We start from the raw sequence: 23,908 nt of genomic DNA on the forward strand, positions 1-23,908 counted from the left end.
CCCGCTAGCCTACCGCCATTATTCAGTCGAGTATGCGGCTAAACTCTTCGATAGGCAGCGGTAGACGGAAAAAATGGCCTTGAGCCCGGTCGCAATAGTGTTGTGTGAGAATATCCCGCTGCTGTTCGGTTTCCACTCCCTTGGCTTCGACCCGCAAGTTTAAGCCGTGGGCCAGGCCGATCAGCGAACGGACGATGCAGGCGTCGTCGGGATTATTACAGATGTCGTTGACGAAGGCCGGGGCTATTATCAGGGTATCCACCGGAAAGCGTTTTAGTCTTCTTAGCGAAGACAGGCCGCTGCCGAAGTTGTTTACCGTCAGCCGGATGCCGCGTTGTTTCAAGCCTTGCATGTAGTGCTCGGCCTGTTCGGCGCGCTCCATCAATATGCTTTCGGAAATTTCGAATTCCAGCCGGGATGTCGGTAAGCCGGTTTCCGAGAGCACCCTATCGATCAGCGCCAATAAATCGGTTTGCTTGAATTGGCGATTGGCAAGATTGACCGCCAGTTTCAATTCGCTCCGGGCCTGTAAAGCCGGGCTCATATAGTCTCGACAGGCGCTACGCAGTACCCATTCGCCGATCTCGCCAATCAAGCCGATGTCTTCGGCGATCGGTACGAACTCTTCCGGCGTCACCGGGCCGATTTCCGGCAGCCAGCGCAGCAAAGCTTCGGCGCCGACAATTCGGTTACTGTGCAAATCGATTTTAGCCTGGTAAACCAGGGAAAATTCGTTGCGCGCCAGACCGTGGCGTAACAGGTTTTCGATGGCTTGGCGGCGCAGTGATTGGGCGTTGGCGGTGGCGTTGTAAAACTCGAAGGTATTGCGACCGCGCTGTTTAGCCAGGTATAGCGCGTCGTCGGCATGTTTGAGCAATTGCTGGCCGTCGCTGCCGTCGGTGGGATACACGCTGATGCCGAGACTGGTGCCGATGAACAATTGATGGTCGTCGATGAAAAACGCTTGGTTGATGGTATCGATCACCCGTCTGGCGATATCGCCGGCATCGGCCGGCGTCCGCAAATTCATGCCGATCAGCGCAAATTCGTCGCCGCCCAGTCTGGCGACGATTTCTTGCTCGCGCAAGCACTGCGTGATGCGTTTGCCGACCTCGATCAGCAATTTATCGCCGACTAGATGGCCGAGGGTGTCGTTGATGTTTTTAAAATGGTCCAAATCCAAATAAATCACTGCGAAGCGAGTCTGATAGCGTTTGGCCTGGCCGATGGCCTGATTCAGGCGCTCGTTGAATAGCGTGCGATTCGGCAGGTCGGTCAGAGGGTCGTAATAGGCCATGTGGCGGATGACTTCTTCCGAATTCTTACGGTCGCTGATGTCGTGAATGATGGACACGAAATGGGTCACGTTATGGTGCTCGTCGAGCACCGGGGTAATCGATTCCAGACACCAGAACAACTCGCCGTTTTTTTTGCGGTTTAAAAATTCGCCGTGCCAAGCCGAGCCGGCGCGTAAAGTCGTCCACAAGTCTTTATAAGTCTTGGGAGAGGTCAGATCGGATTTGAGTAGATTGGCTTTTTGGCCCAGCACTTCCTGTTCGCAGTAGCCGGTTAATTTGTAAAAGGCCGGATTGCAATATTCGATGCGGGTCTTGGGGTCGGTGATCACCACGATGCTGGAGCTGAACTGCAAGGCCAGCGACAGCTTGCGCAATTCCTGTTCGGTTTTTTTATGGTTGTCTATTTCCTGGGCCAGCGCGCTATTGGCGGCCAGCAGCTGTTTCTGGCTGGGAATGGCCAACACCTTGGGAATCAAGGGCCAGATCAGGATGGCGGTGACGATGGAGCTGGCCGCGGTCGCGGCTTTGATGGCGCCGGACAGCCAGTAATCCGGTATCCAGATGTTCCAGATACTGAGCAGATGCGTGGTGCCGCACAGCAAGATAAACACGCCGAACTGCCAGTAAATCCAGCTAAACGGAATGTCTTTGCGTTTTTTTAGTACATATAACAACGCAAACGGGATGGAGTAATACGACAACACGATCAGCGCGTCGGACACTACATGCAACAACAATAAATCGCTCTGCCATAGGTAGCAATGGCCATGCGGCATGTAGCTGGTAATGTCGAGAGTATGATCTTGCATGCTTTCGATGACCGTGATGGAAGGCGGATGTCAAAAATCGGCTAGTCGGCGGCGAGCGAGCCTAGCTAGCTATTTATTCATACCTTCCTTAGCGTTATTGTATCGTGTGGTTGGCGGGGGAGCTTAACCCAAATCCCGCTAAATAAAAATAGCTAATGCCCGGATAGCGAGATGGCCGAGCTGGGGCCGCTGAAGTGGGGGGATTAGCGCGCGAGGCTGTTCCTCGCCAGGCTTTCCATGGCCGGCTTTGGAAGAGTAACGGGATATTGAAACGATCCGTCCCTGGATGGTTTTCGGGGTTTAGCCCTTGCGTTTGGCTTTGGTTTTTCCTTTGCCTTTTGGAAATTCCTGGGCGATTAGCGAACGCGCTAGTTTACGCAGGCCGTTGGAAGAGACTTCCAGGCCTAACGGCGAGCCTATCGATTCCAATTCGTACATCAAGTCCGTCGCGGCAATCAGCGTCACATAGCGCAGGCTGCTATTGCCCGGCAACTGCGTTGACGCGTCACGTAGTAGCGGGGCGAGTACGTCCCAGGAACTGTTGAAGAACTTGCGCACCGGATCGTTTTCCGCGACATATTCCGCAGTCAGGCCTTGTTCAAAGGCTACGCCGGCTTTTTGCAGTACATCGCGCAAGCTTGCCCGGCCGGCATCGGCGTTAGTGGCGATAGGGGCTTTCTCAATATTCTTTTCCAAAGACGCCTGCCAGCTTTGCCAGAGGCTACGCCATTGTTTCAATTCCGCTTCGTTCAATACCGGGGCCGCTTTTAAGCCGCCGGTATTTTGGTTGGTAGCGCTGTAGCCCACGTTGATTAAAATACCTTTCTCATCGGCTTTGACCTGATTGAAGCGCAGGCTGTTGATGGTGTCGTGCAACTCCTCGCTATCTTCGGCGGCAATGAAGGGAAGCAGAGTTTTAGTAATGTCCGGGCGGGATTGGTTTAAATCGATTTTCAGGGCGGCCAGCTTAGGTTCGGCGGCTTTTTTGATCAGCGATTGCAGTTGGGCGATATTTAATGGCTGGCCGTTGCGATCAAACGCATTCAGTTGGGTGACCGGGAAGCTCAGTACGTTACCGGAAGCATCCAAGGTCGGCTGTTGCAAGGTTTGCAAAATGCCGGACCATTCGATCAAGGTCATGCATTTGCCGCCCAGCGCGGTGCCGACTCGGGCTTGTACATTGTTCTGAATTTTGACCTGGCCTTGCTCACCGCTGATTTGCGGATGGTCCAGATCCAGAAAACTGCATTGTTTGCCGTCTTTCCAGGCTCTTACCGATTCATTCGGGCCGTCGTACAGCTCGCTAACCAGCACACTTTTGATTAAACCGTACTCCATTGGCACCGGAATATTGATTTCGCGGGCCATACCGGTCTGTGCAGTCAGCAGCAAGCCGGTGGTAAGTAACAGGGTACGCATTTTTGACATGATTTACTCCTTAACGTTGTCGGGCGCCGGTTTATTAAGCGCGGCCGTGCCGCGATAAGCGGATGAAATAGGGTAGCGGCGGTCACGGCCAAACGCTCTGGGCGTGATGCGGATACCGGGCGGCGATTGCCGGCGTTTATATTCGTTTCTATCCACCAGCGAAATAGCTCTGTGCACATCGGCAACCGCGAAGCCATGTGCTACGATCTCGGCGGCGGATTTGTCCTGTTCCACATACAAAGCAAGTATAGGATCCAACACAGAATAGGGCGGCAGGGAATCTTCGTCCTTTTGGTCCGGTGCCAATTCCGCCGACGGCGCACGGGTGATGACCCGTTGCGGAATGACTGGTGACAGAGTGTTGCGGTATTCGGCGAGTTGGTAGACCAGTAATTTCGATACGTCTTTCAACGGCGCAAAACCGCCGGCCATGTCGCCGTATAGCGTGGCATAACCCACGCTCATTTCGCTCTTGTTGCCGGTGGTCAACAGTAGCTTGCCTTGTTTATTCGAAATGGCCATCAGCAATACGCCGCGGCAACGAGCCTGGATGTTTTCTTCGGTGGTGTCTTTTTGACTACCGGCAAACAGCGGGGCCAGCATGCCGTTGAACGCAGTCACCGCTGGTTCGATGGGCAGTATGTGATATTTGACGCCCAAGGCTTCGGCTTCCTGGATTGCGTCTCGGTTGCTCATGTCTTGCGTATAGCGCGATGGCATCAACACCGCTTCGACATGATTGGCACCCAGCGCATCAACCGCCAAGGCCAATACCAGCGCGGAGTCGATACCGCCGGACAAGCCGAGAATCGCGCCGTGAAAGCCGTTTTTGCGCACGTAGTCTTGAATGCCCAACACCAGCGCCTTGTATTCGCTGACCACGGGTTGATACAAGTCGGCGATGGTGGATATTTGCGGTTGTTGATCGACAAATTCGACGATACCGAGTTGCTCCGTAAATTCCGCCGCTCGAAATACTACGCTGCCGTTAGAATCAGCGACAAATGAGGCACCGTCGAAAATTAACTCGTCCTGGCCGCCGATTTGATTGACATAAACCAACGGTATCTGCTCGGCTTTAATCTGCGAACAAATAATATCCTCGCGCTGCTGCATTTTGCCGGCATGAAACGGCGAAGCGTTCAGGGTCAGGATGATGTCAGCGCCGGCTGCGCGGTTTTGGGCAATGATGCCGGGCTGCCAGATGTCTTCGCAAATCGTCAACGCCAACTGGCTGTCTTTAACCGTAAACAGACAGGTTTGTGCGCCGGCGGTAAAGTAACGCTGTTCATCGAATACACCGTAGTTAGGCAGGGCCCGCTTATGGTACTCGGCAAGCGTTCGGCCGTCGCGTAAGGCTATTGCGGTATTGTAGAGACTGTCGTCCCGCTGTTCGGGATAACCGATCACCACCGTTATGCCGGAGACCTTCTCGGCAATTTCGGCAACGGCTTGTTGCGCCTGGTGAATAAAATCCGGTCGAAACAGTAAGTCTTCAGGTGGATAACCGGTGACACATAGCTCCGGAAACACGACCAAATCGGCCTGCCGCTGTTTGGCTTGTTCAGCGGCGGCCAGAATCTTGCCGGTGTTGGTCTGAATATCGGCAACTGTTAAGTTCAGTTGGGCTAGCGCTATTTTTATCGACATTATGTTTTGGAAAAACAATCCCGCATCGCGACGCCAATATCCGAAGGCGAACTGACCATACTGACGCCGGCTGCTTGCATCGCCGCAATTTTGCCAGCCGCTGTGCCTGCGCCGCCGGTGACAATTGCACCGGCATGGCCCATACGTTTGCCGGGCGGTGCGGTTTGGCCGGCGATGTAGCCGACCACCGGTTTGCTGACATTTGCCTTGATAAATTCCGCAGCTTGTTCCTCGTCACTGCCGCCGATTTCACCGACCATGACGATGCCATGGGTGTCCGGGTCGTCTTGGAAACGGCTCAGTACATCGATGAAGTTCATGCCGTGGATCGGGTCACCGCCAATGCCGACGCAAGTGCTTTGTCCCAAACCTTCGCGGGTGGTTTGATGCACGGCTTCGTAGGTCAGGGTGCCGGAGCGGGAAACGATGCCGATTTTACCGGGCAGATGGATATGGCCGGGCATGATGCCGATCTTGCATTGCCCTGGCGTAATCACGCCGGGGCAGTTGGGGCCGACCAGCAATGAGCTAGTGCCTTGCATTGCTGCTTTAACTTTTAGCATTTGCAGCACCGGGATGCCTTCGGTGATGCAGATAATCAGTTCGATGCCGGCATCGACCGCTTCCAGAATCGCGTCGGCGGCGAAAAACGGTGGCACGTAGATCATCGTTGCCGTGGCGCCGGTGGTTTTAACGGCTTGTTCGACGGTGTCGAATACCGGTAAATCCAGATGCTTGGAGCCGCCGCGTCCCGGCGTGACGCCGCCGACTAATCGGGTACCATAAGCTAGAGCTTGTTCGGAGTGAAAGGTACCTTGTTTGCCTGTGAAGCCTTGGCAAATGACTTTAGTGTGTTTGTCGATCAAAATGGACATTAGACAGCCTCCGCCAATTTAACCGCTTGTTCGGCGGCGCTGTTCAAATCTTCGGCCGCGTAAAGACCCAAGCCTGAGTCTTTCAACATAGCCAGCCCTTGCTCAACATTAGTACCTTCCAGCCGCACTACGACCGGTATGGTCAAATGCATTTCCTCGACCGCTGCCAGGATGCCGGCTGCGATCACATCGCATTTGACGATGCCGCCAAAAATATTCACCAAGACCGCTTTGGTGGTGCCGTCGGATAAAATCAATTTAAATGCAGCTTTCACCTTGTCTTTATTGGTGCCGCCGCCCACATCCAGGAAGTTGGCAGGTGCGCCGCCTTTGAGTTTGACCATATCCATGGTTGCCATTGCCAGTCCGGCGCCGTTGACCATGCAGCCGATATTGCCGTCCAGCGTGATGTAATTAAGATCGAACTGCTTGGCTTCCGCTTCCTTGGCGTCTTCCTGCGAGGCATCGCGCATCGCGGCGATGTCAGGGTGTAAGGGGATGGCGTTGTCGTCGAAATTGATCTTGCCGTCCAGCGCTACCAGTTTGCCGTCATCGGTTTGGATCAGTGGGTTGATTTCGATTTGGCTGGCATCCTTGGCTAAAAACAGTTGATACAGGCCGGTCATGATAGTTTGCAGTTGGCTTTGCTGGTCCTTGCCCAGTCCTAGCGCTGCCGCAACTTGCCGACATTGATAGGGTTGCAGTCCCGCAGCGGGATGCACCGGCACGCGGACGATTTTCTCCGGCGTCTCTGCGGCCACCGCTTCGATGTCCATACCGCCGGCGGCGGAGGCGATAAAAATTAGCCGTTCGCTTTCCCGGTCCAGCAACAAACTCAAATAATATTCTTGGTTGATTGCCGAGGCTTCTTCCACCCAAACGCTATTGACCGGCAGGCCGGCGGCATCGGTTTGATGCGTGACCAAACGCGTGCCCAACATCGCAGCACTGTAATCCTTCACTTCGTCCAGAGTCCGGGCAACCTTCACGCCGCCGGCTTTACCCCTGGCGCCGGCATGGATTTGGGCTTTAACTACCCACGCAGGACTGCTCAATGACTGTGCGGCTTGTTGCGCTTGTTCGGGCGTTGTTGCCACGGCGCCTTGCGGTGTGGGGATCGCAAACTCTTTGAAGAGTTGTTTCGCCTGGTATTCGTGAATATTCATTTAGTGCTCCATGGATGGCTTAAATCGCGGCGTCTCAAGTTGGTGCTATGATTGAACTGACAAACATTCTAACTAACTCTGCATAAAAAACCCGGGCAATGCTTTCTTCATCGGTCGATACTATTTATCCCTGCCCTTTTTCCAAAGGGTACGGCATTCCCGTTCGGCAAGCGTGGTTGATGTTGAAGATTTTCGCCCTCTATCGATTCATCACCGCCAGCTTGTTTGTGATGCTGTTTTATTTGCGGTTTGGGCCGTCGTTATTGGGTTCCTACGACGCATCATTGTACCAGTTCACCAGTGTTGCCTATCTGGGGATTTCGCTGATTGCCGCGCCGGTCGCATTTCGACCGCGTTGGGCTTATGCCAGTCTGGCACAGTTGTTTATTTTTACCGATATTGTCTTCATTACCTTGTTGATGCATGCCTGCGGTGGGATTGGCAGCGGCATTGGCATCTTGCTGGCTATCTCCATGGCGGCGGGTGGCTTATTGATTGGCGGGCGCTGCGCGATGTTGTTTGCAGCCTTGGCTAGCCTGGCAATTCTTGCTGAAGAGGTGTATGCGATAGAAACGCATGCTTTCGAAAATACCACCATGACCTATGCCGGCATGCTGGGGGTGTCGTTTTTTTCGATAGCATTTTTGTCGGTAATATTGGCGCAGCGCGCCGAACAATCGGCGGTTTTGGCCAGACGGCACGAGCAGACTATCGCCAGGCTGGAAAGTCTTAACCGCTATATCATCCAGCATTTGCAATCGGGCATCATGATCGTCGATGAGCGGCAGGTGACTCAGCTGTCCAATCAATCGGCGTTGCGGTTGTTGGGCTTGGTGTTGCACCCGGAGGAACTTGCCGAGGTGGCGCCTGAGCTGAGGCAGGCTTTCGAGTTGTGGCGCGCCAATCGGGACCAGGATTTTGCCATTATCCAATTAGCCAATCGCAACGAAGTGCAAGTGCGATTTTCCGAGTTGAGTATGGATGACGAAGCCCTGTATATGCTGATTTTCGAGGACATTGCTTTGTATAACCAACGCTTACAACAGAGCAAGCTGGCGTCTCTAGGCAGGTTGACCGCCAGTATTGCCCATGAAATTCGCAATCCGCTCAGTGCAATTAGTCATGCCGGGCAATTGCTATCCGAAGCGCCGGATCTGGATGTGCAGGAACTGCGGCTGACGGAAATCATTCAGCATCATTGTCAGCGCGTAAACAGCATCATCGAGGATATTCTCAAGTTGTCTCGGCGCAACCCGTCGCAGAAACAAAAAATCGCTTTGGATCAGTGGTTACCGGCCTACATTAACGACCAAAAATTGAATCTGGGTGAGCGGGCGGAGTGTTTTAAATTGGTTTTTAAGGCGCAAGGCTTGAATGCCTGTATCGATAGCGGTCACTTGAAGCAAATTCTCGACAATCTCTGCGCCAATGCGCTGCAATACGGTAGGCCTGAGCTAGGGCCTATCGTGCTTGAAGTCTCCCTGGTGCAGGATGCGCCGTGTATTAAAATTATCGATAATGGCGCCGGAATTGCCACTGAGCATCGGCAGCATTTGTTCGAACCGTTCTTTACCACCTCTCACCAAGGTACCGGCTTAGGTTTGTATATTTCCAGGGAATTGGCCGAACTGAATCAAGCGGAGTTAAGTTACGCCACCAGTTCCGGAAAACCTTGTTTCACTTTGTTGCTGGCTAATGCCGATCACGCTGTTATTGAAATATGAATATGCCTGTCACACTGGTTGTCGACGACGAGCCCGACATCAGAGAATTACTCGAAATAACCCTAAACCGGATGCACATTCAAACCCGTTGCGCGGCCAATTTGGCCGAGGCCAAACAGTTACTGGCCGCTGAAGTGTTCGATTTGTGTCTTACCGATATGAAGTTACCGGACGGCGACGGGCTGGATTTGGTCGATTACATTCAATTGGCCGGATTGCAGTTGCCGGTGGCGGTGATTACCGCGCATGGCAGCATGGATATTGCGATCAAAGCCATGAAAAAGGGCGCGTTCGATTTTCTGTCCAAGCCCGTCGATCTGGCTGTGCTTCGGCAGCTGGTCAGTCATGCGCTGCAAGCCTCGCTAACTCGGGTGTCCGACAAAGAGCGGCGCACCCGCGACATCTTGCTCGGCGAGTCGGCGCTGATGTGTGCCATTCGTTCGAAGATCGACAAGGTGGCTCGCAATCAGGCGCCGGTTTATATCAGCGGCGAGTCCGGTTCGGGGAAAGAGTTGGTGGCCAGATTGATACATCAGCAAAGCCCGCGCGGCGATAAGCCATTTATTGCGATCAACTGCGGCGCGATTCCTCCCGAATTGATGGAAAGCGAATTCTTCGGCCATAAAAAAGGCAGTTTCACCGGCGCGGTAGCCGACAAGCAGGGATTGTTTCAAGCGGCCGATGGCGGCACCTTGTTTTTGGACGAAGTGGCCGATTTGCCTTTGCCCTTGCAAGTCAAATTGTTGCGGGCGATTCAGGAGAAAAAAGTCCGTCCGGTTGGCGAGCAGCGGGAGGTTGCAGTCGATGTGCGCTTATTGAGTGCAACTCACAAGGATTTGACCAAAATGGTTCAAGAAGGCAGTTTTAGGCAGGATTTGTATTACCGGATCAATGTCATCGAACTGAGTTTGCCGCCCTTGCGCGCCCGGCCTGCCGATATTCCTCAGCTTACCGAGCACTTATTGGCGGGGTTGGCTAATGCTAACTGTATGGATTTGCCCAGGCTCAGTGACTCAGCGCTAAACGCTTTAAAGCACTATTATTTCCCAGGAAATGTCCGGGAGCTGGAAAATATACTGGAGCGAGCGCTGGCCTTGCACGATGGCGGCGTGATCGAAGCCGACGATCTGAACCTGCCTTTGGGGATGGAATTGGCGGCGGTCGAAGATTTTGATGCGGAGAAGATGTCGCTGGAAACGTATCTCGAAGACATAGAGAAAAAAGCCTTGAGCGCCGCGCTGGAGGAAAATCGTTGGAACAAAACCGCCACTGCTAAATACTTGGGCCTAAGTTTTCGTTCGCTACGGTATCGCTTGAAAAAGTTGGGTCTGGAATAACAAAAATCGATTGTAAGCGAGTAGGAGCCTACTACTCGCCTAAATAACTCGAAATATCCCTATTGATATTTGCTCATGCCTTTCAGTTGTTGCAGCGCGGCTTGGATTTTGGCGTTTGCGGCGTCGTCCAGTTCGTTGTTTTTATACACTTTGTCCAGCAAGCCTTCTTCTACTAATGCATCTTTGATCCAGCGTTTGGCAAAGGCATAGCTGGCTGGAACTTTGGCCACTTCACCTGTGTTTGGATTTTTCAGGCTATCGACAGCGGGTGTTGGAGAAACTGCGGCGGCTTTTTTTACCGGGGCGGATTTACTGGCTTTGGGGGCGGCGGGTTTGGGTGTGGCGGCTTTGGCTGGAGCGGGTTTTGCGGTGGTTTTTACAGCTGCGGGAGGAGGAGGTGCCAGTTCGGTTTGGATTGCCGGCTTGGCGGGCTCGGGTTTACTTGTTTCCGGTTTTTCTTTTTTGCCGCCCATCACTACAAATACTACATAAGCTACAAAAATAGTCGTCGCTATAAAAAGCAATTCAGCCATAACCCTTCCCCTTTGTTTGTTTTATTTATTAAGATTCAGAACAATGTGATGACACGTTTTAAACTCCGCGGGCGAATATACCAGAGCTAGTCAAGTCGGTAAACTAATACCCCATTTGCCGAAAAGTTCGCGAATTATGTTTAATCCGTTTCAAGTGATTAAACTGGCTACCTGGCTGCTACCCAGCAAAAGGTTCAGCGAAACCTTCTGGCCATCCAGTAGATTCTGCTCGGGTTTGCCGAATGCGTAGCCTTGGCCGAAATTGACGCCGATTTCTTTCAGCTTTATCGCCGTACCTGCCGATTCGACGAATTCGGCGATGGTTTTCTTGCCGAGTTTTGAGGCAATTTCCACCATGGATTTAACGAGTATCTGGTCGGTTTCGTTGTCGAGCAGGTTTCTGATGAATTGACCGTCGATTTTCACGTAATCGACCGGAAAGGTTTTGAGATAGTTGAACGAACAAAAGCCGGCGCCGAAATCGTCCAGAGCGAATTTGCAACCCAAGGCTCTTATTTTGTTAATCATGTGCCGGGTTTTTTCAAAATTGTCCACGGCGGCTGTTTCAGTAATTTCGAAGGTTAAACGGTTGGCGTCTATCCAGGTCATTTCCAGTTTATCCTTAATAGTGGAAAGTAAATCCGGATACTGAAACGCGGTACTTGAAAGGTTTACGGCCAGGGAAATATAAGACATGTAACTGGGTAGTGCCGCCAGAAAGTCGATGGCGTTTTCAACGACCCAAAGGTCTATCGCGTGAATCAAGCCGGTTCTTTCCGCCACCGGAATAAACTGATCCGGCGTGATGACTTCATTGCCTTCGCCGCGCATGCGCAACAACACTTCGTAGTGAGAGACATTGCCGTCCGACAACTGCACCACAGGCTGGAACACCAGAAATAGCTGATTATCCCGCAAGGCCTTGCGAATCAACGGCACCCAATAAATGTCCCGGCGTCTTTCCTTGACGATTAGATCATCGCTGTTGTAAACGCAGATTTTGTCTCTGCCGGTGCTTTTTGCAAAATTGCAAGCTTGGCGCGCATGTAAAATCATTTCGCCCGGATGGAACGCGGAAACGGTATTGTCCAGCGCGGCGATACCGATGGACACCGAGGCGCTGTAAGACACTTCTCCGGTGAAGAAACGGAAATTGTCCACGGTGGTTTTGATGGTTTCTGCGAGAATCTGTGCTTGCTTTTTGGTTTTGTTTTCCAGGAATAAACAAAACTCGTCGGCACCGATGCGGGCGAATAAACTGCCGGCCGGTAATAGTTTTCGGACCAGAATGGCCATTTCGACCAGTAAACGATCACCCACTTCAAAGCCTTCCAGTTCGTTAATCAGGCTGAAGCGGTCCACATCAATGAACAATAAAGACCCGTCTTTTTGCGCTTTATTACTATGATTTAGCACCAATCTCAGTTGGCGCTCGAAACTACTGCGATTAAATAAACCGGTTAATTCGTCGTGCGCGACCAGAAACTTCAGTTTCGCATCGATAACGTTTTTGGCGGCTAATTCATTGATCAATTGTTCTTCCTGACGGTGACGCAATTGGCGTTCCTGTTTCAGGCTCAGCAAAAACTTTACTGCAAGTATCAGCTCCTGGGTGTTAACCGGCGTATTGATTTTATAAGTTAAGCAATTGTCTTGTTGCGGCTGACAACGATCAAGTTCGCAGTCAAAGCAGTCGTCGTTCAGAATCACCACCGGGATGACTGATACCGAGTTGGCGCTGGATAAGCTTTGACACATCTCCCGAGGATGGCAAAGCGGCAACATTGCGTTCAGCACGATCAGACCGATTCTGTCGGGTTGATCGGCGTAAGGCTTCAATATTTCGTATATTTGTTCGCCATTTTCAGCAATACGAATATCGGTAAAGCCTTTGGCTTTCAATGTGGAAGCGATTTTTTGAGCAGAGACTTCATTATGCTCCGCAACGACAATCAGTTTTTCTTTGAGCGCGTCATTGGCAATCATCTAATACCATCCAGGTATTGGCATAAAATCGGGAGCTGTCAGCATGGTCAGGAGGAGGCCGGCATTTAATAAGCTTGTATTTTCATATAATTGGTCTAGGTTTAAGCGCAGCCTTTAATGCTATTTCTATGCTATTGGTTTTCAGTATAGGTGTAAATTTAATTTTTTAGAATTATTGATGATAGCTTACTCACCGTCCACATTGACTGTTGCCGATTTGCTTAGAGGTGATTTACAACTCGCCTCGCCGCCGAATGTCTATTTTTTGTTAAAAAAAATAGTCGAAGATCCGAATAAGACCGCGAAAGACGCGGCTGTGGTGATCGAAGCCGATGCGGCATTGGCGGTAAAGCTACTGAAGATAGTGAATAGTGCTTTTTATGGGTTTCCATCCCAAATCAGTTCGATTGCCAAAGCCATTACCATGATTGGTACCCGTGAGTTGCAGAATCTGGTGCTGGGTACCTTAATTGTCGAACGCTTTTCCGATTTACCGGGACAACATTTCTCTATACACGATTTTTGGGCCAGAAATTTGCGCTGCGCGTTGATTGCACGCGAGTTGGATATTCATTTCGGCAAGCACTATGCCGACACCGCGTTTCTGTGCGGCTTGGTCCACAACATCGGGCAATTGGTGTTTTATCGGCGGATTCCGGTATTGGCCCGGGAAGTCGACTTATTACTGCAATCGCAAATCCCGCTCGCGGTGGACGAAGAGGTCACGGTGGAGCAGAACGTGATCGGCTTCGACCACTTTCAGGCCGGTGCCGAGTTGTGCAAACAATGGATGTTACCGGACGTTATCGTGGAAAGTATTCGCTTGCATTGCTTTCCTGATCTGATCGGGCCTTACGCCGATCTGGCGGCCATGGTCAGGCTGGCCAACTGCTTAAGTCGAATCGAAAATCCCTACGATGCCCACGCTGTCAATGCTTTGAATCTGACGCCCGAACAAATCAGTTTCATCCTCGATAAAATCAGCGACGAATTCGAAGTCATTTTTAAATTGTTCTATCCCACTGTCTAAGTGCGCTTAGGCAATTGCAGCTGCTTCCTACAATTCCTTGAATATCTGTTGCTGAAAGGTGACAGCAGCCAATCGAAAAGATCTCAATAATTAGCTAGAGATAGGCTATCGACTTTTCTCGAATGCGGTTTTTGTCGCAAAAAAACAACGGATAGGCCAATTAAATTCGTTTTGTCATAAAGTTGTCATATTGCCTCCATACAATGCGCTCAAGCTCGCTGGTCGTTGTGATCTTTGAGTAACGCATTGATTTATATAATTATTGGAGAAATTTGATGAGACTTTCTAAGCTGAGCCTGGCAGTGGCAGCCGTTATCGGCTCGGGTATTTGCGCCGAGGCGATGGCGCTGGATTTGTATGTTGATGCCAAAACCAAGCAGATTTTTGCCGAGCCAGGTCCGGGTCGCACTAAGTTGGGTTCATTTGAAAAAGTCGAAGATACCGCCGCACAAAAAGCTGAAGCGCAAGCCACGAAAGCTGAAATTGCACAAATCAAGGAAGATTTGGCTTTGAAAAACAACGAATTAAAAGCACTGGATGAGCACATTAAAGATCCTAAATTTAGCGAACTAGAACTTAGCGAGAAAGGTATCAAGTTCGAAAGCAAGGATGGCAATTTCGAAATGGCTATCAATGGCAGGATGCAGGTTGATGCGCAAATGAACGTTCAGGACGCAAACACCACGACTGGCAGTACTCCGAATAGTACTCAACAACTGGCAGATGGCGCAAATATTCGCCGTGCTCGTCTGGGTGTCGAAGGTAGTTTCTTTAAGGATTACGAATATAAGTTCGAGTACGATTTTAGCCGCGGTAATGGCTCTGTAGCGGCTGGTATTACCGATGCCTACCTTAACTGGAAAGGTTACAGTAACCTTGGCGTGAAAATCGGATCGTTCAAGGAACCCTTCAGTTTGGAGGAAGCAACCAGCAACCGTTGGCTAACCTTTATTGAACGTAACATGGCGGTCAACTCGTTCTCCGATAACCCGAATGCCTACAAAACGGGTATTGGCTTGACTTGGGCGGAACCTCGGTGGACCGCATCTGGTGCCGTAATGACTGAGCCGGTGGGTGGCGGTTGGGCTTACTCTACATCTAAAAACGGTAACGCGGTCTGTACAAACGCTGGGTGTACGACATCAGTGGTAGTCAATAGTAACGGCGATAACAATCGCAATGGTGGCTCAGGTGATATGGGCTGGGAAATTACAGGTCGTGTGACGGGCTTGCCGTGGTTTGTTGATAAAACCAAGTTTTTACACATTGGTGCTTCAGGTTCTGAGCGATTCATGCCGAACAATCTTGGCGGTGGCACTAATAACATGGCCTATACCGCTGCGGTCAATAGCAACGTTGATAGAACCAACGTACTCAATACTGGCACGATTCCTCTTGGTTCAACGCTCACCCGGATGGGTGGTGAAACAGCATTGCTGTACGGTCCATTTTCGGCACAGGCTGAGTACATCCAAACTGATATCAGCAATTCATCCAACGCGCCAAACGCTCGATTTGCTGATGGTGCGACGCTATCTGGTTACTATGGATATGTCAGTTACTTCCTGACAGGCGAATCACGTGCCTACAAAGCGAAAACCGGTGCTTGGGATCGTATTAAACCCAATAGAAACTTCGATATGAAAGGTGGCTCAGGCGCCTGGGAAGTTGCGGCGGGTTATGACCATCTGAACTTAAATAGTGGCGGCATAAATGGGGGGGAAGCATCAACTGCGAAATTCGGTGTGAATTGGTATCCTCATTCTCACTTCAAATTTATGGCTAACTACATTCATGTACTGGATGTTCAGCAAGCCAACACTACACTTGGTGGCGCAAGAGGCGCTTCTTGGGACGGTGGCAACTTGGATATGTTCGAAATGCGCGGCCAAGTTGATTTCTAATAGATACGCAAGGGGGCTTAAATTGCTCCTTTGATTAAACTAAAAACCGCCTGGATTCAAAATGATCCAGGCGGTTTTTTTTGGATTGAATTTCAGAAGGAATGTACTCCAACGTTACTTGGTGTTATCGATAGCTGTTGTTATGACTCGGTCTGTTAAACTAACCAGCTATTTTTAGCATTTGCTTTTGATATGACTGACCAACAATCTCTAGCCCGATATGGCTGGCTATCCATTGCTGCCGCCGTCAGCACCATCGCACTAAAAAGTTACGCCTATTGGCTGACCGGTTCCGTGGGCTTGCTGTCCGATGCACTTGAGTCGCTGATTAATTTGGTGGCGGCGATCATCATGCTGGTAGTGCTGACTATTTCGGCGCGGCCGCCGGACGATACCCACGCCTACGGTCACGAAAAAGTTGAATATTTTTCCAGCGGTGCGGAAGGCATCATGATTTTGCTGGCGGCTTTTAGTATTGGCTACGCGGCCTGGGAACGCTTGTGGAATCCACTGCCGCTACAGCAACTTGATCTGGGTATTGCGGTTTCGGTGTTTGCTTCTCTGATCAATTTGGCGGTTGCCCGAATTTTGATTGGTGTCGGCCGCCGTCGGCAGTCGATTACCCTGGAAGCCGACGGTAAGCATTTGATGACCGATGTCTGGACGACAGTCGGGATTTTGGTCGGCATTGCCATTATCTCGGTGGCAAACCGTTTCGAGCCGAGTCTGGCGTTTGCCAGGCAATTGGGGTTGAATGGCTGGGAAATACTCGACCCGATTATTGCCATAGGAGTGGCGTTAAATATTGTCTGGGCCGGCTTGCAATTGATTCGCCGGACAGTGTCGGGCTTGTTGGATGCGGCACTATCGCCGGCGGAAATCGCTGAAATTGTCGCTGTGCTGGATGAGTATGTGGCCGGCGATGGCATTGCTTATCATGCGTTACGGACGCGTTACGCCGGCGCCAGGCGTTTCATGTCGGTGCATGTGTTGGTGCCGGGTGGCTGGACGGTGCAGCAGGGCCATGATTTGCTGGAAGCCATTGAGCAGCAGATCAAGGACAAGTTCGACAATATTGATATCGATACCCATCTTGAACCTATCGAAGATGTGGCTTCCTGGGAGCACTAACTCGAAATAGTCTTTGCGGGTAGAGTAGGATGTGCTGAGCGAAAGCGAAGCGCATCAATCGCGCCCGATGCGCTTCACGTTGTTCAGCACATCCTATATTTCCTTTGAGTTTCATATCTCAATCAGACTCAACCCCAGCTCTTCCACGCTTTGTCCGGCAATTTTGAAGCCGCGCATTTCCAACACGCCCTTGGTATTTAAGGAAATGATCAAATGCAGCGCATCCGGATAGCTGGCTTCCTGGATGTCGGTCGGTGAAGGCTGGGCCGGAGTGTGCGGGTGCGAGTGGTAGATAGCAAATAGCGTTTCGCCTTTTTCGCGTATTTGGCGCATGGCTTCGATTTGCTGGCTGGCGTCCAATAGGAACCGGTTCTCTGGTGTGGCCGCGCAATTTGCCACCGGATAACAACTCACTGGCAGGCCCGCGTTATCCGCGCCGATTAGACCGCAAATCTCCGTGTCCGGGGATAGCTGCGCCAAGTGCAGTAACTGATTGGTGAGCTTGCGCGGCAGAGAAATTTCGCTGTTGTTCATAATGTGTTCCAAATTCCTGAAGTCACCCGAGGATTGCCGGATAAATCGGCATGTGTGTTGACCTGTCGGTAACCCAATTCGTTGAAAATGGCCTGTACCTCGGTTTGTTGATTGTAGCCGTGTTCGACCAATAATTGCCCATAGTCTTTCAAATGCGCACGGGCTTGTTCGGCAAGTTGCCGAATGTCTTGCAGGCCGTTTTCGGCGCTGATCAAAGCGCTGCTGGGTTCGAAGCGTACATCGCCTTCGTACAAATGCGGGTCTTTATCCGCGATGTAGGGTGGATTGCTAAGTACCAAATCAAAGCCCGTTTCCTCGATATTGTCGAACCAACTCGATTGCAAAAAACTCACACTGCCCGTGTTGAGTTGCTGCGCGTTATATCGGGCGACTTCTAAAGCTGCCGAGCTTAGATCGCTGGCAAATACTTGGGTCAATGGTCGCTCGGCGGCCAGCGTGACGGCAATAATCCCGGAACCGGTGCCGAGATCGATGATTTTACAGGGCCGGTCTGTCGGTAATAGCGACAGGCTGAGCTCGATCAGCAATTCGGTGTCGGGTCGGGGAATCAACACATCCGGGCTGACTTTGAAATCGCGCGACCAGAACTCGCGCTGGCCGGTTAGGTAGGCAACCGGCGTGCCTTGCGAGCGTTGTTCGACCAGTAATTGAAACTGCGCGAGTTGTTCAGCGCTAGGCTGATGTTCCGGCCAGGCCCGGAGAAATGAGCGGTTTTTGTTCAGGCAGTGGCAAAGCAATACTTCGGCGTCAAGCATTGCGGTTTCGGATGTCGTGCTTAGCTGTTCGTTTGCCGCGATTAACAGGCTCAGGAGCGAATGGTCATTGTTTTTAGACATTGCCCAACTGCGTCAATAATTCCGCCTGATGTTCGTGTATCAGCGGTTGAACCACATGCTCCAGTCCGCCTTCCATAATCTCTTCCAGTTTGTAGAGCGTCAGATTGATCCGATGATCGGTCAGACGGCCTTGCGGGTAGTTATAGGTGCGGATGCGCTCGGAACGATCACCGCTACCGACTTGCAGTTTGCGGCTTTCAGACTGTTCGGCATGCTGTTTTTCCTGGGCTGCAGACATTAAGCGCGCTTGTAAAACCGACATCGCGCGGGCGCGATTTTTATGCTGCGAGCGTTCGTCCTGACATTCCACCACCACACCGGACGGAATATGGGTGATACGGATAGCCGATTCAGTACGGTTGACGTGCTGGCCGCCGGCGCCGGAGGCACGGAAGGTGTCGACGCGCAAATCCGCAGGGTTTATGTCGATTTCGTCAACCGCATCGACCTCCGGCATGATCGCCACGGTGCACGCCGAAGTATGCACGCGGCCTTGCGATTCGGTTTCCGGTACGCGTTGTACGCGATGGGTGCCCGACTCGAATTTCAGTTGCGAGTAAACATTCTGGCCGCTGATGCGCATGATGACTTCTTTAAAGCCGCCGTGTTCGCCGCGATTTTCGTTGATGATCTCGGTGCTCCAGCCTTGCTTTTCCGCATAGCGTTGATACATGCGCGCAAGATCGCCAGAGAATATTGCCGCTTCGTCGCCACCGGTACCGGCTCGGACTTCCAGAAACACGTTGCGGTTGTCGTTCGGGTCTTTTGGCAGCAGCAGGATTTGCAGTTGTTGTGTCAATTCCTCGCGTTGGGCTTCAGCAGCCTGGATTTCCTCCTTGGCCATTTCCCTCAGTTCCGGGTCGCTGTCCTTGGCCATTTCCTGGGCCGATTCCAGATTGGCTTCGTTTTCCTGATAGGTTTTGTAACAGGCGACCAGTGGCTCGATCTGCGCGTATTCCTGGCTTAGACTGCGGAATTGGTTTTGATTGCTTTGTACTTCCGGTTGCGACAACAACGCGGTGATTTCTTCGAAGCGTTCGCCGAGGTTTTCCAGTTTGGTTTGTATCGAGGGTTTCATTCAGTGGCTTATCGTAATTTGAAAATTTCGCGGGAAGCGGCGATCAGGTCGTGGCGTTCATTGGCGCCAGCCTCGCGCAATTGCGCGCAGGGGGTGTGGATCAATTTATTGGTCAAGGTGTGGGCGAGGCGCTGCAACACTTCGTCGGCAGCTGCGCCGCTGTTGAGTTGGGCTAAAGCCTTTTGTAATGCTTCGTCGCGAGTTTGTTCGGCCTGGGTGCGGAAATCGCGGATGGTTTCCTGCGCGCCTTGAGAGCGTAGCCAGGCCATAAAATGTTCGACTTGAGTGTCGATAATTTCCTCAGCCTGCTCGGCGGCGCGGCGGCGCGAGTCCATATTTTGATTGACGGTGTTTTGCAGGTCGTCGACGGTATACAAATACACGTCGCGCAGTTGTGCAACCTCTGCCTCAATGTCACGCGGCACGGCTAGATCAACCATGAACATCGGTTTGTGCTTGCGGATCTTGATCGCGCTTTCCACGCGGCCTTTGCCAAGTATCGGCAATTGGCTGGCGGTGGACGACACCACAATATCGGCTTCCGCCAAATGATTCGGCAACTCGGCTAGGTTTATCGCGTAGCCGTTGAATTGCATGGCTAAAGCGTGGGCTTTGTCGTAAGTGCGATTGGCAATAATGATGCGGCCGATACCGTGCTGGTATAGATGGCGGGCGGTAAGTTCTATGGTTTCGCCTGCACCTATTAGTAACGCGGTTTGTTCGCTGAGCTTGTCGAAAATCTGTTGCGCCAGTTGCACGGCGGCAAATGCGACGGAGACCGGGCTGGAGCCGATAGCGGTGTCGGTGCGCACTTTTTTTGCGGCGGAAAAGGTGTGTTGAAATAATTTACTGAGATTTCTGCCCAGCGTGCCGGCTTGTGAAGCGGCATGGTAGGCGGTTTTCATTTGGCCGAGAATTTGCGGCTCGCCCAAGATCATCGAATCCAGACCGCAAGCCACTCGGAACATATGTCTTATCGACTGGCTGTCTTTGTAGCTGTAAAGGTAGGGAGTGAAGTCGGCTGGTTTGATCTGTTTGGTGTCGGCTATCCAGTTTACCAACGAGGATTGGTTATCGCTGTCGGCCTGGTAGTAAAACTCGGTGCGATTGCAAGTCGATAGAATGGCCGCTTCGCTGATTTCGCGAAGATTCCACAGGTTTTTCAAGGTGTTATCGAGCGCTTCCGTCGGGAACGCCAAGCGTTCGCGGATCGCGACCGGGGCGGTATTGTAATTTATCCCTACGGCAAGAAGAGTCATCGGTTGCGAACAATAGCACAAGAAAAGTCCGCTATTTTAAGGAATGCGCTGTTTTTGTCCAAATACAATGAAACGACAGTCCGATTCAGGGGCTTTTTCTGGTAATCTATCGTCAATAGTTTTTCAAAAGTGGGTCAATTGATTGCATGAAAAAATGGATAGCCATAGCAATGTTTTTATCGATGTCAGGATGTGCGGTTTCTCCTGAGAAAGAGCCTGACGCAGAAGGTGTGCCAGCCAAGCCGGAGGGTTTGGAAAGCAGAGTTAACCGCAATACTGTGATCGACGAAGAGGTGCTGTATTTGCTGATGGCCGCCGAATTGGCAGGGCAGCGCAATCAGTATCATTTGGCCATGGATGCTTATTTGCAAGCCGCTAAGCGAGTCGATGATCCTAGGATTGCAGAGCGTGCCGTCAAAATCGGTTTGTTTTTGAAAGATGAGCAGCGTACCCGCGAGGCCTTGACAGTTTGGTTGTCCAAAGACGGTAAAAATTTGGCGGCGAGAAAGTTTGCCGTGTTGTTGGCGATCAAAAATTCAGATCAAAAGGCGGCTTTAGAAAATCTCAATGCCATGCTGGCTGATGATCCGGCCGGTTTTGAGGCTGGTGTGCTGGAAATGACCAAATTGATGGAAAAGGAAGGTCGCACGCAATTTACCTATGACGTGTTGGAAGAGTTGGCTGTTGAGCATCCTAATCAAGCGAGCGTATTTTTCTTGCAGGCGGTTTTGGCGTCGGTTCTCCAGAATAATGAGTTGGCTCAGCAGAAAGTTAGTCAAGCGTTGCTGATCCAGCCTGATTGGAATAAGGCTGTGATTTTGCAAGCACAGCTGGCCGGACGCTCCGGCGACTTGGCTAAGGCGCGCGCCTCTTTGGAAAAAGCGGTTAAGGCGGCGCCGGAAGATAGAATGCTGAGAAAGATGTTGTTGGAAGTGTTGGTTAACGGTCACGACTATGACGATGCGATAAAGCTGTGCCAGAGTGTGCTGGAAGATAGGCCGGACGATGCTGAAACGCTGTTTACGTTGGCTTTGGTATATATGCAGCAAGGCCAGGTCGATAAGGCTGAAAACGTACTTGAGAAGTTGCTGAATAACCCAGAGTGGGAAGGGCAGGCTAGTTTTTACTTGGGTAAGATTGAAGTTGATCAACAGCATCCGGATAAGGCGTTAACTTGGTTTGATCGGGTGAGCGACGGCAATTATGCATTCGACGCGGATATGGCTGCGGTGTCTTTGTTGATGAATCAAAAACGCTTCGACGAGATCGAGGCGCGCATCAAGCGGATGGATAACAAGTATCCTGAGCAGCATTTGCGGGTGTTGATGGTTAAGGCGGAGCTTTACAATCAATTGGGTAAATACCAGGAAGCCTTCGATGTTTTGACGCTGGCTTTAAAAGATATGCCCGATAATCGCGAAGTCTTATATGCCAGGGCATTGGTTGCGGAGCGCTTGGACAAGCTGGATGTGCTGGAATCCGACTTGCAGAAAATTTTAGAGAAAAAGCCGGACGATGTGGGGGCCCTGAACGCGTTGGGTTATACGTTGACCGATAGAACACAACGCTATGAGGAAGCGGCCAAATATTTGGAGCGCGCTCTCAGTTTGCAGCCTGATGAAGCAGTGGTGATAGATAGCTACGGATGGTTGCAATTTAAGCTCGGAAAGCCTGATCGGGCCCTGGAGTTTTTGCGTAGAGCCTACGAGAAGCAGCCGGAAAATGAAATTGCCGCGCATATTGCCGAGGTGCTTTGGTCTTTAGGCGAAAAAAAGGAAGCAAAAGAGCTTTTCGACAGTGTTTATAAAAAATCTCCTGATGACGAATATTTGTTGGAGTTTAAAAAGCGGTTTTTGCAGAACGGGCAATGATTTTTAAGAGCAGCGTATTTTTGTTGTCTGTGATGTCCGTGGCCGGCTGTTCTTTGTTGTCCGAGAAGCCTGTAGAGGCTTATCGGCTGCAAGATATGCAAGTTTTGCAGCAGCAGCGGCAATGGTATTTCGAGGGGCGTTTGGCTTTAGCTGATGAGAGGGATTCCTTTTCCGCTTCAGTGAGTTGGCGGCATCGCTTGGATCGGGATGATATAGAGCTTGCTGGGCCGCTGGCTCAAGGCAAGCTTGTGATTTCCGTGTCCGCTGATATGGTGTCTGTGGATGATGGCGATATCCGTAAAGAGTTTCGCGGGCCGGTTGAAGATGTATTGGCTGAGCAACTCGGCGTGATGATGCCTGTGGATGCTTTGAGATATTGGGTGCTTGGCTTGCCTGACCCAGAGCAGTCTTTTGTCGAGCAGGCTGATGGTTTTTTCCAGGCTGGATGGCGGGTCGGTTTCAAAGAAATGCAGCATGTTAACGCAGTGGTACTGCCGAGAAAAATCAATGCGGAAAAAGATAAGACAAGAATTAAATTAATAGTGGATCAATGGGATTTGTCGTGACGGGAATGCAAGAACAGGCGGCGGGTTGGGGTGAGAAATGGCCAGCGCCGGCTAAGTTGAATTTAATGTTGAGGATCACCGGGCGTCGTCCCGATGGCTACCATTTGCTGCAAACAGTATTTCAGATTATTGATTTGTGTGATTGGATAACTTTTTTTCCTGCGGAAAATGGCCGGGTTTATTTGCGCCATCCAATTCCAGGTGTCCCGGAACACGAAGACTTAACTGTTCGTGCCGCCAACTTATTGAAGCAATTTACCGAGTGTTCATCCGGGGTGTGTATCGACGTCGAAAAGAATCTACCTATGGGCGGCGGCTTGGGTGGCGGTAGTTCCGATGCTGCAACTACTCTGGTGGTGCTGAATAGGTTGTGGAATTTGCAGTTACCATTAGAAAAACTGATGGAGTTGGGCTTGCAGCTTGGTGCTGATGTGCCTGTTTTTGTCTATGGTTACACCGCTTGGGGTGAAGGTGTTGGGGAGGAATTAAAGCCCGTAACGATTCCGGAACAATGGGTTGTGGTGATCAAGCCTGATTGTCACGTGAACACTAAGCAGATTTTTTTGGCGGAAGAGTTGACAAGAGATAGCAAACCCATCACAATGCGCGACTTCATTGCAGGCGATTGGCGGAATGATTGTCTTCCCGTCGTTAGTAAGTTGTATGAGTCGGTGAGTAATGCATTGGATGCATTGTCTCAATATGCAGAAGCGAGATTAACTGGAACAGGGGCTTGTGTGTTTGCCCAGTTCAACTCGGAAGAGTCGGCGCGTGAGGCCTTTTCTGTGTTGAGTCAGAATTGGTCGGTTTATTTGGCTCGAGGGCTTAATGTGTCGCCTCTGCATGAAAAATTAGAACACGGATCTGTTTAA

Annotated in this window: 19 protein-coding genes; 8 read left to right on the forward strand and 11 right to left on the reverse strand. The window is 51.2% G+C overall.

The genetic code is table 11. The features are described from left to right. Window positions 1-22: 22 nt before the first annotated feature. The 5 genes from G006_RS25960 to sucC form a co-directional block, all read right to left on the reverse strand. On the reverse strand, window positions 23-2,107 hold the full coding sequence (locus G006_RS25960) for a putative bifunctional diguanylate cyclase/phosphodiesterase (protein WP_020484768.1): 2,085 nt from the start codon (window positions 2,105-2,107) through the stop codon (window positions 23-25). Between the two features lie 300 nt (window positions 2,108-2,407). Next, on the reverse strand, window positions 2,408-3,535 hold the full coding sequence (locus G006_RS0118760; protein WP_020484769.1) for a hypothetical protein: 1,128 nt from the start codon (window positions 3,533-3,535) through the stop codon (window positions 2,408-2,410). 3 nt (window positions 3,536-3,538) lie between these two features. Next, window positions 3,539-5,185: an NAD+ synthase gene (locus tag G006_RS0118765; protein WP_020484770.1), complete on the reverse strand. Its 1,647-nt coding sequence runs from the start codon at window positions 5,183-5,185 to the stop codon at window positions 3,539-3,541. Beyond that, the gene (gene sucD, locus G006_RS0118770; RefSeq protein WP_020484771.1) at window positions 5,185-6,060 is read right to left on the reverse strand and encodes a succinate--CoA ligase subunit alpha; all 876 of its coding nucleotides are present in this window, start codon (window positions 6,058-6,060) and stop codon (window positions 5,185-5,187) included. The genes G006_RS0118765 and sucD overlap by 1 nt, the downstream gene beginning before the upstream one ends. After that, window positions 6,060-7,226 carry an ADP-forming succinate--CoA ligase subunit beta gene (gene sucC, locus G006_RS0118775; protein WP_020484772.1) on the reverse strand — a complete coding sequence of 389 codons (1,167 nt, stop codon included), beginning with the start codon at window positions 7,224-7,226 and terminating at the stop codon, window positions 6,060-6,062. The genes sucD and sucC overlap by 1 nt, the downstream gene beginning before the upstream one ends. Window positions 7,227-7,324: 98 nt before the next feature. Here sucC and G006_RS0118780 point away from each other — a divergent pair, with 98 nt between their 5' ends. Both G006_RS0118780 and G006_RS0118785 read left to right on the forward strand, forming a co-directional pair. Then, on the forward strand, window positions 7,325-8,950 hold the full coding sequence (locus tag G006_RS0118780) for a sensor histidine kinase (RefSeq protein ID WP_026147167.1): 1,626 nt from the start codon (window positions 7,325-7,327) through the stop codon (window positions 8,948-8,950). Further along, window positions 8,947-10,287, forward strand: a complete 1,341-nt coding sequence (locus G006_RS0118785; RefSeq protein WP_020484774.1) for a sigma-54-dependent transcriptional regulator — start codon at window positions 8,947-8,949, stop codon at window positions 10,285-10,287. Before G006_RS0118780 ends, G006_RS0118785 begins: the two co-directional genes overlap by 4 nt. A gap of 59 nt (window positions 10,288-10,346) precedes the next feature. Here the strand turns inward: G006_RS0118785 and G006_RS0118790 are convergent, their stop codons facing one another. Next, on the reverse strand, window positions 10,347-10,820 hold the full coding sequence (locus G006_RS0118790; RefSeq protein WP_020484775.1) for a hypothetical protein: 474 nt from the start codon (window positions 10,818-10,820) through the stop codon (window positions 10,347-10,349). A gap of 150 nt (window positions 10,821-10,970) precedes the next feature. Beyond that, window positions 10,971-12,806 (reverse strand): GGDEF and EAL domain-containing protein, encoded by a 1,836-nt coding sequence (locus tag G006_RS0118795; RefSeq protein ID WP_020484776.1) that lies wholly within the window; start codon window positions 12,804-12,806, stop codon window positions 10,971-10,973. Between the two features lie 178 nt (window positions 12,807-12,984). Here G006_RS0118795 and G006_RS0118800 point away from each other — a divergent pair, with 178 nt between their 5' ends. The 3 genes from G006_RS0118800 (at window position 12,985) to G006_RS0118810 (ending at window position 16,871) form a co-directional block, all read left to right on the forward strand. Further along, window positions 12,985-13,836: an HDOD domain-containing protein gene (locus G006_RS0118800; RefSeq protein WP_020484777.1), complete on the forward strand. Its 852-nt coding sequence runs from the start codon at window positions 12,985-12,987 to the stop codon at window positions 13,834-13,836. Between the two features lie 275 nt (window positions 13,837-14,111). Beyond that, a complete protein-coding gene (locus G006_RS0118805; RefSeq protein ID WP_020484778.1) occupies window positions 14,112-15,740 on the forward strand; it encodes an OprO/OprP family phosphate-selective porin in 1,629 nt (542 codons plus the stop codon). A 192-nt stretch (window positions 15,741-15,932) separates the two neighbouring features. Next, window positions 15,933-16,871, forward strand: a complete 939-nt coding sequence (locus G006_RS0118810; RefSeq protein WP_020484779.1) for a cation diffusion facilitator family transporter — start codon at window positions 15,933-15,935, stop codon at window positions 16,869-16,871. 111 nt (window positions 16,872-16,982) lie between these two features. Here G006_RS0118810 and G006_RS0118815 read toward each other — a convergent pair whose 3' ends face one another. Genes G006_RS0118815 through hemA form a run of 4 tightly spaced genes read right to left on the reverse strand, consistent with a single transcriptional unit; the run spans window position 16,983 to window position 20,599 of the window. Beyond that, window positions 16,983-17,405, reverse strand: a complete 423-nt coding sequence (locus G006_RS0118815) for a M67 family metallopeptidase (RefSeq protein WP_020484780.1) — start codon at window positions 17,403-17,405, stop codon at window positions 16,983-16,985. Continuing rightward, on the reverse strand, window positions 17,402-18,262 hold the full coding sequence (gene prmC / locus G006_RS0118820; RefSeq protein WP_020484781.1) for a peptide chain release factor N(5)-glutamine methyltransferase: 861 nt from the start codon (window positions 18,260-18,262) through the stop codon (window positions 17,402-17,404). Before prmC ends, G006_RS0118815 begins: the two co-directional genes overlap by 4 nt. Next, entirely contained in the window at window positions 18,255-19,340 is a 1,086-nt protein-coding gene (gene prfA / locus G006_RS0118825) for a peptide chain release factor 1 (protein ID WP_020484782.1), read from the reverse strand. Before prfA ends, prmC begins: the two co-directional genes overlap by 8 nt. Window positions 19,341-19,348: 8 nt before the next feature. Beyond that, window positions 19,349-20,599 carry a glutamyl-tRNA reductase gene (gene hemA / locus G006_RS0118830; RefSeq protein WP_020484783.1) on the reverse strand — a complete coding sequence of 417 codons (1,251 nt, stop codon included), beginning with the start codon at window positions 20,597-20,599 and terminating at the stop codon, window positions 19,349-19,351. A gap of 146 nt (window positions 20,600-20,745) precedes the next feature. On the opposite strand from hemA, the gene G006_RS0118835 reads away from it, so the two are divergent. The 3 genes from G006_RS0118835 to ispE are packed head-to-tail and all read left to right on the forward strand — an operon-like array spanning window position 20,746 to window position 23,908. Next, a complete protein-coding gene (locus G006_RS0118835; RefSeq protein ID WP_026147168.1) occupies window positions 20,746-22,470 on the forward strand; it encodes a tetratricopeptide repeat protein in 1,725 nt (574 codons plus the stop codon). A 32-nt stretch (window positions 22,471-22,502) separates the two neighbouring features. Beyond that, window positions 22,503-23,036 carry a lipoprotein insertase outer membrane protein LolB gene (gene lolB / locus G006_RS0118840; RefSeq protein ID WP_235048889.1) on the forward strand — a complete coding sequence of 178 codons (534 nt, stop codon included), beginning with the start codon at window positions 22,503-22,505 and terminating at the stop codon, window positions 23,034-23,036. Window positions 23,037-23,041: 5 nt separating this feature from the next. Further along, window positions 23,042-23,908: a 4-(cytidine 5'-diphospho)-2-C-methyl-D-erythritol kinase gene (gene ispE / locus G006_RS0118845; protein ID WP_026147169.1), complete on the forward strand. Its 867-nt coding sequence runs from the start codon at window positions 23,042-23,044 to the stop codon at window positions 23,906-23,908.

The sequence above is a fragment of the Methylomonas sp. MK1 genome (assembly GCF_000365425.1).
GTDB lineage: Bacteria > Pseudomonadota > Gammaproteobacteria > Methylococcales > Methylomonadaceae > Methylomonas.